Annotated in this window: 11 protein-coding genes and 1 tRNA gene; all 12 read right to left on the bottom strand. The window is 63.3% G+C overall.

Translation table 11 applies throughout. The features are described from left to right. Nucleotides 1-67 precede the first annotated feature (67 nt). The 12 genes from tgt to OUZ45_RS10045 all read right to left on the bottom strand — a co-directional run bounded on the left by tgt (nucleotide 68) and on the right by OUZ45_RS10045 (nucleotide 13,968). Nucleotides 68-1,192 (bottom strand): tRNA guanosine(34) transglycosylase Tgt, encoded by a 1,125-nt coding sequence (gene tgt / locus OUZ45_RS10100; protein WP_266169901.1) that lies wholly within the window; start codon nucleotides 1,190-1,192, stop codon nucleotides 68-70. Between the two features lie 676 nt (nucleotides 1,193-1,868). Further along, on the bottom strand, nucleotides 1,869-2,900 hold the full coding sequence (queA, locus tag OUZ45_RS10095) for a tRNA preQ1(34) S-adenosylmethionine ribosyltransferase-isomerase QueA (RefSeq protein ID WP_266169900.1): 1,032 nt from the start codon (nucleotides 2,898-2,900) through the stop codon (nucleotides 1,869-1,871). Between the two features lie 50 nt (nucleotides 2,901-2,950). Continuing rightward, nucleotides 2,951-5,383, bottom strand: coding sequence for a hypothetical protein (locus tag OUZ45_RS10090; protein ID WP_266169899.1), 2,433 nt, complete (start codon nucleotides 5,381-5,383; stop codon nucleotides 2,951-2,953). A 68-nt stretch (nucleotides 5,384-5,451) separates the two neighbouring features. Next, nucleotides 5,452-6,633 carry a DUF3142 domain-containing protein gene (locus tag OUZ45_RS10085; protein ID WP_266169898.1) on the bottom strand — a complete coding sequence of 394 codons (1,182 nt, stop codon included), beginning with the start codon at nucleotides 6,631-6,633 and terminating at the stop codon, nucleotides 5,452-5,454. A gap of 124 nt (nucleotides 6,634-6,757) precedes the next feature. Further along, complete coding sequence (locus OUZ45_RS10080) at nucleotides 6,758-7,981, bottom strand: RtcB family protein (RefSeq protein WP_266169897.1); 1,224 nt, start codon at nucleotides 7,979-7,981, stop codon at nucleotides 6,758-6,760. Nucleotides 7,982-8,050: 69 nt separating this feature from the next. Next, nucleotides 8,051-9,178 carry a slipin family protein gene (locus tag OUZ45_RS10075; RefSeq protein ID WP_266169896.1) on the bottom strand — a complete coding sequence of 376 codons (1,128 nt, stop codon included), beginning with the start codon at nucleotides 9,176-9,178 and terminating at the stop codon, nucleotides 8,051-8,053. 492 nt (nucleotides 9,179-9,670) lie between these two features. Beyond that, a tRNA-OTHER gene (locus OUZ45_RS10070) sits at nucleotides 9,671-9,744 on the bottom strand. A gap of 436 nt (nucleotides 9,745-10,180) precedes the next feature. After that, nucleotides 10,181-10,315, bottom strand: a complete 135-nt coding sequence (locus OUZ45_RS10065; protein ID WP_266169895.1) for a hypothetical protein — start codon at nucleotides 10,313-10,315, stop codon at nucleotides 10,181-10,183. A 71-nt stretch (nucleotides 10,316-10,386) separates the two neighbouring features. Then, nucleotides 10,387-10,989 (bottom strand): response regulator transcription factor, encoded by a 603-nt coding sequence (locus tag OUZ45_RS10060; RefSeq protein WP_266169894.1) that lies wholly within the window; start codon nucleotides 10,987-10,989, stop codon nucleotides 10,387-10,389. After that, the gene (locus OUZ45_RS10055; RefSeq protein ID WP_266169893.1) at nucleotides 10,986-12,206 is read right to left on the bottom strand and encodes a sensor histidine kinase; all 1,221 of its coding nucleotides are present in this window, start codon (nucleotides 12,204-12,206) and stop codon (nucleotides 10,986-10,988) included. Before OUZ45_RS10055 ends, OUZ45_RS10060 begins: the two co-directional genes overlap by 4 nt. Before the next feature lie 41 nt (nucleotides 12,207-12,247). After that, complete coding sequence (locus OUZ45_RS10050; RefSeq protein ID WP_266169892.1) at nucleotides 12,248-13,042, bottom strand: ABC transporter permease; 795 nt, start codon at nucleotides 13,040-13,042, stop codon at nucleotides 12,248-12,250. Beyond that, a complete protein-coding gene (locus OUZ45_RS10045) occupies nucleotides 13,042-13,968 on the bottom strand; it encodes an ABC transporter ATP-binding protein (protein ID WP_266169891.1) in 927 nt (308 codons plus the stop codon). Before OUZ45_RS10045 ends, OUZ45_RS10050 begins: the two co-directional genes overlap by 1 nt. Nucleotides 13,969-14,040 lie beyond the last annotated feature (72 nt).

The following is a 14,040-nucleotide window of genomic DNA, read 5'->3' as shown; positions in this document are numbered from 1 at the left end:
CCCTGTGGGCGACCGGGCCCTGCTTCACAGAGCCCGGTCGCCCACAGGGTGGGCTCCTACAGAGGCTTCAAGCCTCGATGCGCTGCCTTTTGGCGTAGAACTCGGCCACGAAGTCGTCCAGCGAACCGGCAGCGATGGCCCCGCGCAAACCTGCCATCAACCGCTGGTAATGCCGCAGGTTATGCATGGTGGCCAACTGGCTGCCGAGGATTTCGTTGCAGCGATCCAGGTGCCGCAGGTAGGCGCGACTGAAACCGTTGCTGCAGGCGTAGCAGTCGCAGCCCTCCTCGATCACCCGGGTGTCCATGGCGAATTTGGCGTTGCGGATGCGCAGCGTGCCTTCGTCGATGAACAGGAAGCCGTTGCGCGCATTGCGGGTCGGCATGACGCAATCGAACATATCGATGCCACGGCGCACCGCTTCCACAATGTCCTCCGGGCGCCCCACACCCATCAGGTAACGCGGTTTGTCCTGCGGCAACAGCGGCACGGTGAAATCCAACGTGTGGTTGCGCTCCGCTTCCGGCTCACCTACCGCCAGGCCGCCTACGGCATAGCCGTCGAAGCCGATGTTCACCAGGCCCTCCGCCGAACGGCGGCGCAGGTTCTCGTACACGCTGCCCTGCACGATGCCGAACAGCGAGTTCGGGTTCTTCAAGTCATCGAAAGCACGGCGCGAGCGCTCGGCCCACCGCAGGCTCAACTCCATCGAAGTCGAAGCCACCTTCTCCGTCGCCGGATACGGCGTGCATTCGTCGAAGATCATCGCCACGTCCGAATCCAGCGTCTTCTGAATCCGCATCGACTCTTCCGGCGACAGGAACACCTTCGAGCCATCCACCGGCGAAGCGAAGGTCACGCCCTCCTCGGTGATCTTGCGCTTATGTGCCAGCGAGAACACCTGGAAGCCGCCGGAGTCGGTGAGGATGGGTTTGTCCCAACCTATGAACTTATGCAGCCCACCGAACTGCTCGACGATCTCCAGACCGGGGCGCAGAAACAAGTGAAACGTGTTGCCGAGGATGATCTCCGCGCCGATGTCCTTGATGTCGCGCGGGGTCATGGCCTTGACCGAGCCATAGGTGCCCACCGGCATGAACGCAGGCGTTTCCACCGTGCCGCGGGCAAAGGTAAGGCGACCACGTCGGGCCGCGCCGTCGGTGGCGGAGATGTCGAATTGCAGGGAAGTCATAGAGGGGATTATCGCGTGTTTCGGGATGTGGCTGCTCGCGACGCCCTTTCTGCTTCGTCACGCCGGCGCAGGCCCTGTCTCTTGTGCACAACTCAACGCGTGCATGAGCATGCTTCTGCTCCCTCTCCCCGCCGGGGAGAGGGTTGGGGTGAGGGGTGGGTGCTCGCGATACCGCTTCTACTTCGTCATTCCGGCGTAGGCCGGAGGCGCTTTACAACAGCGAAGCTGGTCATCCGGCGGCGTTATCGCTCGGTTGTCGCGATTGCCTGCCCTGGCTCGCCTGCCGCGGGCTTCCGTCCTCCTGCCGGAGGCCGGGTCACTTCTCTTTGTTTGGTCACGCCTGAGCAGGAGCGATGGCGAACAGCGCAGCTGGCCCGAAGGGCGGAGGGCATGGATGCCCGGAGTCAAGAGAAGTAACCAAGAGAAAGACCACCCCGGTTACGCGCCCTCCGGCTTCGCCTGCGGGTCCGTGAGGGCTGGCCGGGCTTTTCGACACGACGTTTGGTGTCCTGTCGGGAGGCATGGGCATCCGTGCCCATGCCCCTGCGGGCCTGATCGTCCAGCCCTCACCGCTACACAGGGGACCCGGAGATCAAGAGCAAAGAGCGCAGAGCAAAAGCAGCGTGTAGGCCGCACCTGACCTGCGCTGGAATAGCAGACGAGAATGCAAAGAGCCTCAAGCCTCTCGCGGCAAAATCATCATTGCATCGCCATAGGAGAAGAACCGATATCGCTGCTCCACGGCATGGCGATACGCCTCCAGCACAAACTCCCGCCCCGCCAACGCCGACACCAGCATCAACAAAGTCGACTGCGGTAAATGGAAGTTGGTGATCAGGCCGTCGATGCTGCTGAAGCGATAGCCCGGGAAGATGAATATCTGAGTCTCCCCAGCGAACGGCTGCAACTCGCCTTCTCGGCTTGCGCTTTCCAAAGCGCGCACTACCGTGGTGCCCACGGCGATCACGCGACCACCCTTCGCACGCGTGCGGCGAATCTGCTCCACCAGACTGGCACCGACATTCAGCCACTCGCGATGCATCTGGTGATCCTTGATGTCATCCGTGCGCACTGGCTGGAAGGTGCCGGCGCCGACATGCAAGGTCACGTAGCCGAATTCCACGCCCATCTCGCGCAGCTGCGCCAGCATGGTCTCGTCGAAATGCAGGCCGGCGGTGGGCGCGGCGACGGCGCCAGGTTCGCGGGCGAACACGGTCTGGTAGCGCTCCAGATCGCTCGCATCGGCATGGCGTTCGATATACGGCGGTAGCGGCATCTCGCCGAGTCGCAGCAGCAGACGCTCCAAGGGATCGGGTGATTCGAAACGGAGGCGAAAGAACGCGTCATCGCGACCGAGCACTACCGCATGGCTGCCATCGGCCAACTCGATGCGCCCTCCCTCTTTCGGCTTCTTGCTTACACCCAACTGCACCGTGGCTTCGTGCGCGCCGGTGACGCGTTCGATCAGAATCTCCACCGCGCCGCCGCTTTCCTTGCGCCCATAGAGACGCGCGGGCAGCACACGCGTGTCGTTGAACACGAGCAGGTCGCCGGCACGCAGCAGCGAAGGCAGGTCACGGAACATCCGGTCCTGCAGCGACTGAGCGTCCACGTCCAGCAACAGCAGGCGGCTGGCCGTGCGTTCGGCCAGGGGCGCCTGCGCGATCAGCTCCGGCGGCAGGTCAAAATCGAAATCGGACTTCTTCAACGGTCGGCTCGGCCTGGGAAACGGGACATTATCCCGCATCCCCAGGCACCTCAACCTGCCGCCTTACTTTTGCGCCTGCGCGTACGCCAAAAGACGAGCCCGCCAACGACCAGCGCCAGCCCGCCGATTTCGAGCGGCCAGCCATGACGCACCATGTGTTTCGCCCGCACCACATACTGGTGTCGCTGCATCGCCCGTGCCCTGTCGAAGTCAGGTTCTTCGCAGTCGCGGCCGAAATGCGCCGCCCAGTCCACATGCGGCCCTTGCTTCACGTAACGCTGATAGAGCGCCGTCGATCTCTGTTTGCGCTCCGATGGCTCATCCGGCGCCGGCTCGCCGTAGCCCTGATAGTGATCGCTGTAATCAGGCGGCCCCTCCAGCATCCAGCCGGTCGCATGGCACAACACCGCCGCGAAAGCCTGCGAGCGCTGGGGCAGCAGGTCGGCCGCGCTGGCGGCGCGGTCGGAAGCAAGATAGCGATAGTGGAAGCGTAGATCAGGCTTGGCGCCGCTTTCCGCATAGCGTTGGCGTTCGCCGTCGGTGACCAGAGCCTGCTTCAGATCGTCGGCCGAGTGACCGCTGCCTCCCTGAAAGCTGCCGCCGATGTCGGTGTAGTCAGGCCCCTGCTCGTAGCCGAACAGCTCCATGCCTTGCTCGCGCTCGATCACCGCCGCGGCGTAACGCCCCTCGGCCTTGCCGATACCGGTCCAGGCATGTTCACCGTCATGCAAGGCGTTGGCGTACTCGCGTGCCTTGGCGCGCAAGTCCACCCCACCAAAGCGACGGTCCCCGCTCACCGGGAAATAGCTCTGGGCGTCGTCATAGCGACCGGCCCGCATCAAGCGCCGCGCGAGCAGCCAGCGCAGATTGTCGGCCAGCGGCGGGCGGCCGTAGTAAGGCTCGGGCGCTGTCGACGTGGCGTGGGCAGGCGCGGGAGCGGGCGATGCCGGCGCATGCGCATCGACAAAGGCTTTCAACTCGTCGAGGGTCAATACACGCTCGGCGACATAGGCCGCATCGTTGCCATACCCCTCGCCACTGCTCTCATCCTCGTTATAAACGTTGCCGCTGCCACCCACGGCGTTCGCTGCGTCGTACAGCCGTCCCATCGCCTCCACGTACTCACCGCGGGCCAGCGCCAGCACACCCTGCTCGCCGACCATCAGCTGCACATTGGTGGCTTCGATGCTCGCCTTCGGATCGTTAGCCTTGGGGAATGCCTTCGCCGCATCAGCGTAGGCAGCAGTGGCCGCCGCGAGATCGCCTTTCTGCAGGGCAAGCTTGGCGCGCACCCAGCTCGCCAGCGGACCGGACGCCTTGTCCACCAACTTGGCCGCAAGGTCGTAACGGCCGAGGCTATAGGCCAATGCGGCGAGTCGATCGGCGCCGGCCACGTGGTCCAGCCCACGCTGCTCGATGGCCGATACCAGGGCCACCAACCGCGGGTTGGGCTTGGCTACCTGCGCTGCGCCCGCCGCGGACTCCGTGACTTCATCGCCCATCCGCGCCAGCGCGTAAGCGACCAACAGCTGTTGCGACACGGGGTTATCGATTAGCTCGACCGCGCGCTTGTCATCGTCCAGCGCTATCGATGCCATCACCGAAAGCGACTGCACCGCGCCGCGCGAACCATGCCCCGCTTGAGCGGCATACAACGTCATAGCGTGCTTGAGGTCCGACGCCGCCAGGCTATGGCCGCAGTCATCGCTGGTGCTCGACATCTCGTTCCAGCCGCACTGACGTCCGCCGGTATACAGATGGAGGCGCGCTTCTTCACCAAAGCTGGCCACCGCCAGGCCCTGCGTGTCGCCGGCTCCCTCCACAGCGTGCGTGCGGGCCAGCTCGAAAGCCTTTGCCGCCGCATCACGCTCGCGCTTGAATGCCTCGGCGTTATTCGATTGCACACCAGCCCGTTCCGCATGGATGCGACCCAGCATGTAGGCCGCCCAGACCGAGCGCAACCGTGCCTTTTCCGGTGGCAGCGCGAGCACCTTCTCGAAGCTGGCGACGGCTCGATTCATCACCTCGTCCATGGAACCTTCGCAACGCTCGCCCCGCGCCTTGTCGACTGCTTCGTCGCTGCCCTCGCAGGACAGGTTCGCCAGGGTGAAATCCACCGCTCCTGCCGTGTACCAACGCAGGTCGTCGGGCAGATCCTTGCCATCCTCGAAAGCCGTTTTGCCATCGCCGGCTTCACGCAGTTTCACCACCCGCGCCCATTGTTCCGGCGACAGGCCCTGCGCCTTGGCCATGGCAGCCGGGTCGTTCGGGCTCGGCGGCGTGTCCGACTCGCTTGCCTGCAGCGCATCGGTAGGCAGCAGCAGATGGCTGGCTTCAAAGGCGAAACTGTTCTGCGGCGTGGCCTTCAGCGTGCCTTCGCGATGGTCGAGCAGCTGGTTGGGAAAGTTCGGACCACAGGCCCAAACCGTCGCCACGGCGATGCCGGCGATGACACCGGCCACCATCCATTGACGCTTATCCATGGAACTCCATCCCCTTCAGCGGCTCCGCAATGCGCAATGATGAGGGGAAAACCGTTACAGCGGAATAGTCAGGGAACCATGGTGGGTTGCCCGCTCGCAGCATCGCAACGCACCCAGCCCACTGCGCGCTGGCGATGGCCGTGCAGCCAACCATCCTGCGCTCGCTGCAGATAGCGCTGGCCGCTGCGGAATCCGAGCACGTAGCCATTGACGCCGTCGGCTACGGTGCACCCCGCTGGCAGTTGGATACTGCGCGGCAAACTGGCATCGATATCGCCATCGTTGCGCAGGATCACATCGGCCGCCCCGGGTGTGGCACCGCCCTGGAAGAAGGCGGTCACCTGGTTCGTCAATGCCGCGCCCGTCACCACCGCGCGCCAGGTCGGCAGACTCCAGGCGCGCTCGTCCTGCGGCGTCGGCAGACGGAACCAGACGATGCCCGACAAACCACGCGGCGGATCGTTGCGCAATGAGGTCAGCAGCTTCGCCACTTCCCCCGGCTGCGCTACCAACTCACTGGCCTCCATGCCACCTGCCAAGACCGGCGCCTCGCTTTGCACGGCAAGCAAGCGCCCATCGCTATCCCAGGCCACCCGCGTGCCGTAGGTGGGCAATGCGACACGGAAGGGTTTCGTACTGCGGGCAGCGAAGCGATCGACCCATACGCGCGCCAAGGCCTTGTCGAACAAACCGGCACGGGGCGACTGCACTGCATGCACCTGCAACACCACCTCGTCGACCTGTGCGATCACCTGGTCGAGGTCGCCCGAAGACAACCACGCCGGCAATGCCGTAATCGATAGAGGCAGCTTGCCAAGCGCCGGTTTCAATCGGGCAAGAAAATGCGCGTAGGCCGGCAAGCGTGCCGTGCCGCCATCGTGATCGATCTCGATACCGACTAGCGCCGAACCCTTCCATGCGTCACGCAACGCCAGTATCTGCGCGACCAGTGCATCCTCATCCCACTGCGCCAGCTGCCCCTCGATGCGAATGACCAGGATCACCGGCCGATGGGTCGCCGCTAGAGCCGCGCGATCGACCGCCATGAGGCGAAGCTGTCCGCGCGCATCGGTCTGCGCAGCCAGCACGCGCCAGTCGCGCACAAGATCGGCCGACTGATTCAGCGCGAAGACAACGGAGGTATTCCATTGCCGCTGCCAGACATAGGCATCGTGATCGAGAGGTGTCGTCGCGGAATGGCAGGCTGCCAGGCACATGCCCAGCAGCAACGGAATCCAGCGAGCCATCATGACTCTGCGCAACGTGCATCTCCCACCGAAACCGCCAACGACGGGCATTCTAGCCAGACGCCCGGCCCCATAAAAAAAACGCCGCCCCAAGGAGCGGCGTTGGATGGCGATGAAAAGCCGGACATCAGCCCTTCACACACAACACTTGGCGCAGGGTATGGACCACGTCCACCAGGTCAGACTGCGCGGCCATCACCGCATCGATCGACTTGTAGGCAGCGGGCGATTCGTCGATCACGCCAGCATCCTTGCGGCATTCCACATGAGCGGTCGCCTCGCGGTGCTGGCTCAGCGTGATGTTGTGCCTCGCCGCGGTACGGCTCATCACACGACCGGCGCCGTGACTGCAGCTGTGGAAGCTATCGGCGTTGCCCTTGCCGCGCACGATGTAGCTCTTGGTGCCCATGCTGCCAGGGATGATGCCCAGCTCGCCTTCGCGGGCACTGACTGCACCCTTGCGCGTCACCAGCAACGATTCGCCGAAATGCGTCTCGCGCTGCACATAGTTGTGATGGCAGTTCACCGCTGTCTTGTCGAGCTGGAACTTCGGCAAGCGGTGACGCATCTCGCCCAGCACCCGCGTCATCATCGCCTCGCGGTTGTGGCGCGCGTAGTCCTGGGCCCAGGACACGGCTTCCACGTAATCGTCGAACAAGGTTTCGCCTTCCATGAAGAAGGCCAGATCCTTGTCCGGCAGGTGGAAGCCGAGCACACGATGCGCTAGTTCCCGGCGCGCACGCTCGATGAAGTAGCTGCCGATCAGGTTGCCCGTGCCGCGCGAGCCGGAGTGCAGCATCACCCACACCGCATCCGCCTCGTCGAGACAGATTTCAATGAAGTGATTGCCGCCGCCCAGTGTGCCCAGCTGCCGGTCGATCTTGTCGGTGCGGATCTGGCGATGCTTGGCCTTGATCCGTTCCAGCCGCTCGATCAGCCTGGACTGCACCAGGCGCGTGTCGATGCCGTCCGGCAGACGACGATGATCACCGCCCGGCCCGTTGCCTATCGGTACGCCGCGTTCGATGCTTGAACGCAGTTGCGCGAGGTTGTCCGGCAAATCGCTGGCGGTAAGCGTGGTACGCACCGCGGCCATGCCACAGCCGATGTCGACGCCGACCGCGGCGGGGATGATCGCCCCGCGCGTCGGCACCACCGAACCCACCGTGGCGCCCTTGCCCAGATGCACGTCCGGCATCACCGCGACCCACGGACCGACGAACGGCAAGGCCGCCATGTTCTGCAGCTGCCGGTGCGCTTGCTCTTCCAGCGGCACGCCGTGCACCCAGCCCTTGATCGGGGTGGCCGTGCCCTCAGCGTGCAAAAGTTCGTATGGGGTGTTTGTGTTCATCTCATCAATCCTTGTTGTGTCGATGCGGCGATTCCGTCCGCCGCATCGTCCTTTTTACTCTTTCCGCTGTTATTGCTTGGCTATGGTAACCAGCTGGGTCAGCACGCTATCCAGGCCGCCAAACACAGTCAGCTTGTCGATCTTCTCGGTGACTTTCTCCAACGCCTCCAGCTCCTTGAGCCGCATCAACACCGGGCTCTCCTCGATCAGGCGGGCCGTGTTGAGCAGGGAACGTGTGGCGTTCGCCTCCTCGCGACGACGGATCACGTTGGCCTGGGCCGCCTTCTCCGCCTGCACCACGCTGTTCAAGATGTCTTTCATCTCACCCGGCAGGATCACGTCCTTCACGCCCACGCCGAGCACTTCCAAACCCAGCTCACCGACGCGGCCATACACATAGGCGAAGATGTCCGCGTCCAGCGACGCCTTGTCGCCGAGCAATTCGTCCAGCGTCTTGGCGGAAACCGCCTTGCGCAGGCCGTACTGCAGCTCGCGATACAGGTAATCGCTGTACTTGGCCACCTTGGTGCGCGCGGCCACCGGATCGGTCACTCGCAGGCTGGCGGCCAGGTTCACGCGCAGGCTCACCTTGTCGCGGGTCAACAGCTCCTGACCCGAAACCTCCAGCGACTGCACGCGCAGCTCGATCACCTCGGCGGCCACGTTCTTCTGGAAGTTCCAGAAGGCGTAGGAGCCCGGCGCCAGCGTACGCACCAGCTTGCTGTCGACAAACAACAGACCCGCCGACTCCACCGGCACGTCCACCGTCACGGCGACCTTGGTCAGCACGCCGAGCTGGCGAAGACGGCCAGCGACATCGGCCTCCAGTTCCAGCGTGTCTGCCAGCGACACCAAGCGCAGTTCAACCTGCACCAAATCCTTCCAGTACAGCTTGCGCGTACCCGGCGCCAGCACGTCCTCCAGCTTGCCGTTCTTCAACACCAGGCCTACCTGGCGCGTGCTGACGTCGGCCACCAGAAAGTGCGCGGCCAGCCCGGCACCCATCTGTGCCATCAGCACTTCGGCGTCGGCGCCGGCGTATTCGGCGCGCGACACGTTGTGCAAGACGACCGCGGTGCGCCCGAACGGGTCGAAGTAACGGTACACGCCTGCGGACAGGACGCGCTGCAGTTGACGGTTGCGGTACAGCAAACCGCGCTCACCGTCGCCGATCACGATTTGCTTGATCCAGAACATGGGAATACTCCTTTCATCCCTTGATTCGATCCGCTTCAGATAATCCATTCGCGAGGGCGGATCGGGGCCGCGCAAACAAGCACTTTGAGATAATCGAGAGCACACTGCCCTCTCCCTCGCGGGATAATCGATTCGGAGTTGCTTTCCTATCGAAAAACTCGAATAAGGCGGAAGCGCCCCTTGACGCCTGCGGCACGAAACCCAAGTGCCTTGCCGAGGGAGATGGCAAACATCCGGCATCGCTGCGGCAAACCGCATCCAATACCCTCCGATCGCCACCCGCCCCGACTCGGGACAAGGGTCCATCACCGCACCCGCTGCCTTGTCCAACGGTCGCCTTCCATGGCGTACACACCGGACGCCACACAGGGCGCTTCCTGGGAGGGAACTTTCGTTCCCGGGTCATGACGTTTGAGGTCATGTTTGGAGCGGGAGTCGAACCCGCGACACTCGGTTTATTAGACCGATGCTCTAACCACTTGAGCTATCCAATGGCTGACGTGCCGGAGTTGAACCGGCGGCCAACGGCATCGAAGCCGCTGCTCTACCCGACTGAGCTAACGTCATACTGCAACACCCTCGTGCGAACCCTGGCATACGCTGCGGCAATGCCGTGCGCACCGGACGGGCGCTTGAACCCGTACCGCTGGAATCCGTCGCTAGATGCTGCGTATTGCCGGCTGTCGCCAACCGGCAATCCTGTGTGGGCGCAAGCGCCCGAATACATGATGAAATCCGATAACCCGCACCGCCCGTGCCGAAGCATCAGAGCACAGCGCACATGCGCCGGTTGCAGTCGCGCCCCTGCCTCGACTGCAGCAAGCAGCCGGATGCTTCAGGGCGGAAGAAAACTTCCGATCATCGAACTCAGCATCGTTTTTCGATGCATGGTCTTCCCTTGCGAACGCCAGAAACAAAACGCCCCCGGGTGTGGCGACCCGAGGGCGTTCGCGTTGCCTCGGGAGATCGGGGTGACCGATCTCCGCGAGCGGGATCAGTCGATCAGGAAAAACCTTTGCCGTGCATGGGTCGTTCATCGCACACGCGCAGCAATGCATCGCGATGAAAGCGCGACGGCAGAGCTGGGTTGTCGAGAACGTACGGCATGATGGTTTCCATAGTGAAATCGCCGGCCATGGCGAAGGCTGCGAACATTACGAGATGGCGATTATCGATGCAAGCGATTTTTTAACGAATACGAATAATTCCTACAACCACCCTTTCTGGCGCGCCAATCGATAAGCCTCGATGCGATTAGTGGCTCCCAATTTGCCAATGGCTTCGGAAAGGTAATTGCGTACAGTGCCGTGAGAGAGATTCAACTGGACGGCAATATCGCTGGCCGCCTGACCCTCACCGGCCAAGCGCAGCACCTGACGCTCACGGTCGTTCAAAGGATCAGCCTCCGACCATGCTTCCAATGCCAGCTGCGGATCGATCGATCGCCCACCACGGTGAACCATGCGCAATGCTTCCGCGAGATTTTCGGCCGGAGCATCCTTGAGCAGATAGCCAGACACGCCCGCATCGAGCGCGCGGCGCAGGAAACCCGGGCGTGCAAAGGTGGTCACGATGATGACCTTCATCGGCAATTCGTGGCGCTGGATACGCTGCGCCAACTCCAGGCCGGTCAGGCCAGGCATTTCGATATCGGTGACGAGCACATCGGGTTTCAACCGCTGCAATTCGCGCCAGGCGGCTTCGCCATCCGCCGCGGAACCGAGCACCTCGATGTCCGACTCGAGATTGAGCAGCGCCGACAAGGCGCCACGCACCATGGCCTGGTCTTCGGCCAACAACACACGAATCATGCAGCGTCCTTCGATGGTTCCATAATGGAAGAGCCCTGCGCTTCACTGCGGCGAGGCTCTATTGAAATCTCAAGCGGCTGGGCGCGCGATGGCGGCAAAGGCACCGTCACCAGCAAGTTCGTACCCCGCCCACGCGACGATTCGATGCTGAGGTTGCCACCGATCGCCCGCACGCGTTCGCGCATGCCGCACAAACCATTGCCGTCTTCGACAATGCCGCCACGACCATCGTCGCTGATGCACAGGCGCAACACGTGGCCGTCGCGTCCCAGCTCGATACGCGCCCGGCTGGCCTGCGCATGCCGCGCGATATTGGTGACGGCTTCGCGCATGATCAGGGACAAGCCGCGCTCGATATCCAACGGCAGACCTGAAGGCGGTGGCGCATAGTCCAGATGTACGCCAGACGATTCCAGCAGCAATCGCGCTGACGCCATTTCGGCGGCGATATCGGTGGCACGAATGCCGGTGACCGCCGAACGCACCTCAGCCAGCGCGTGCCGCGCCACCTTCTCGGCCTCGGCCACTTCGCGCCGCGCCGCTTCAGTATCTCGATCGAACAGCTTGCGCGATAGCTCCAACTTGAGCGTAATCAGCGACAGCGTATGGCCGAGCAGATCGTGCAAGTCGCGACCAATGCGCTCGCGCTCCGCCGTGGCGGCGAGGCGCCGCACCTCTTCCTGCGACAGCTTGAGCGCGGCGTCCTTCTCGTGCTCGATGCGTTCGACGTGACTCACCGTGCCGATAATGATGGTCATGCACGGCACTGCCACCATGGACTGCCACGGGTAGCCCGCCGCCATCGCTACCAGCAGGAACACGCCGTTGAGCACCGCCAAGCGCATGAACAAGGGCAGGAAGCGTCGCGAGTTGGCGAGGCTCGTCGACACGCAGCCATAGACGAAATAGGTGACCCCACTCGGATACCACGGCAACAGCACGATACCCAGCGTGGCAAGCGTCAGTGCATACCAAGGCGCCACGCGGCGCGGCGCCAGCATCACCTTGGCGAACAACAGCATGAACAGTGGATAGGAGACCAGGGTGATCAGCGCCCAGCGCAAGTCGTACTGACCGCCCAGCGCCGGCGTGATGAACACCCATGCCGACCACAACAAATGCACGCTTTCGACCCTCGGCGACTTGCCCTGCCGCTGGATGGCGGCAATGCGGGAATCCGGCGCAGGAACGAGCCATGACTGAAGTAAGTTGAGCATCACCACGATCTCCCCAAAGGCCGCTCGATCCGCATGCTACTTCAACCGTGCCTGCGCAAGCGGTGTGCGGCCAGCATCACGAAACCGACGGTGTAGGCCAGCAAGGTCGCCACGTGCGGCCAGGCGATACCCTGCCCCAGTCCCACGGCTGACAAGGCCAGTTGGCTGAGGTGGTAGCTCGGCCAGATCGGTGCCAGTTGCTGGAGGATCTTAGGCATCATGGCGAGTGGAACCCACAAGCCCGACAGAAAGGCCATCGGCAGGTAGATCAGGTTGACCACGCCGGGTGCGCCCTGCCCCTTGATCAGCGTGCCCAGCAGCAGACCCATGGCACAGAACGGCAACACGCCGAACAGGTCGGTGATGAACAGCGTCAGCATCTGCGATGCCGTCAGCGGCACGTGGGCCAACAGCGTTGCCATCAACAGCAGCAACACGGAAACCACCGCAGCCACCACGATCGCCATCGCCATCTTGCCAAGCAGATAGGCGCCCGGAGGCATCGGCAACGCGCGCTTGAGCATCATCAGCCCGTTGTCGCGTTCCAGCGCCAGCGCCAGACCAAAACCGAACAGACCCGGGGCCATCACGCCAAACGTACCGTACGCAGCAAGCAGGTAACGCGGCGCATCGGCACCGTTGGCCCGCCCTAGCACGATGCCGAACATCAGATAGAACACGGTCGGCAACATCACCGTGGGAATCAGGAAGCCAGGGCTGCGCAGATAGCGCAGGCACTCCGAGCGCGCCTCCTGCAGATAGGCGCCGATCACGCGGCGAGTCGGCATGCCGACATGAGCATGCGATGTATCGAGAGTCGAGATCACGGCGTTCATCAGGCAGCCTCGCGTTGTTCGTCGGCGGATGGATCAGCTTCACGGGTGAGTTCGGTAAACGCTTCGGCCAGACCAGCACGCTGTACTTCCAGCTCTGCCAGCTGGGCGTCGGCATCCAGCAGCCGACGCGCCAATGCTTCGGCGTGCGCGGTGGACATCCACAAGCGCTCACCCTCGCGACGCGCCTCGACCACTTCGGGCCAACTGGATACCGCGGCAAGGTCGAGCGTGGTGATGCAGCGCACGCGCTTCAGCGCCACCCGTGCGCGCAGATCATCAACCGTGCCTTGGCTTATCACCTTGCCGCGCGCCATCACGCACACGCGGTCAGCCAAGGCTTCGGCCTCTTCCAGATAGTGCGTGGTCAACACCACGCTGCAGCCTTCAGCGATCAAATGACGGATCGCTACCCACAGCTTCTGACGCGCCTCGATATCCATACCCACGGTGGGTTCGTCGAGAAACAACAGTTCGGGCCGCCCGCATAGTGCAAGCGCAAATTGCACGCGGCGCTGCTGGCCGCCGGACAATTTGGCATAGGGGCGCTGCAGCAAATCGGTGACGCCTGCCAATGCAGCGCTTTCCTGCACGGTGCGCGGCGCGGGGTAATAGCTGGCAGTGAGTCGGATCAGTTCGCCGACGCGCAGCGTGGGCGGCAAAGTAGCGGATTGCAGCATCACGCCGATGCGGCGGCGCGCCATGATCTGCTGCGGGTCCTGCCCGAACAGTTCCACCTTGCCGGCATCCGCACGTACCAGGCCCAACAGCAAGCTGATCGCGGTGCTTTTGCCGGCGCCGTTCGGGCCGAGCAAAGCGAGCAATTCGCCGCGGTGCAACATGAGATCCAGGCCGTCAACGGCGGTCAATGTTCCGTAGCGCTTTACGGCAGCAGCCAAGCGTGCAACAGGTACAGATGTGTTTGTCATAGGTCCTCCCTCCTTGGCTTGGCATTCTGCGCAGCACCACGCCGCACCAGTAGTTGCCGGCATCAGCCGTTA

The sequence above is a fragment of the Dyella subtropica genome, assembly GCF_026283965.1.
Classification (GTDB): Bacteria; Pseudomonadota; Gammaproteobacteria; order Xanthomonadales; family Rhodanobacteraceae; genus Dyella_D; species Dyella_D subtropica.
The sequence above is the reverse complement of the archived record's forward strand: the minus strand, read 5'-3'. Positions and strand labels throughout refer to the sequence as shown.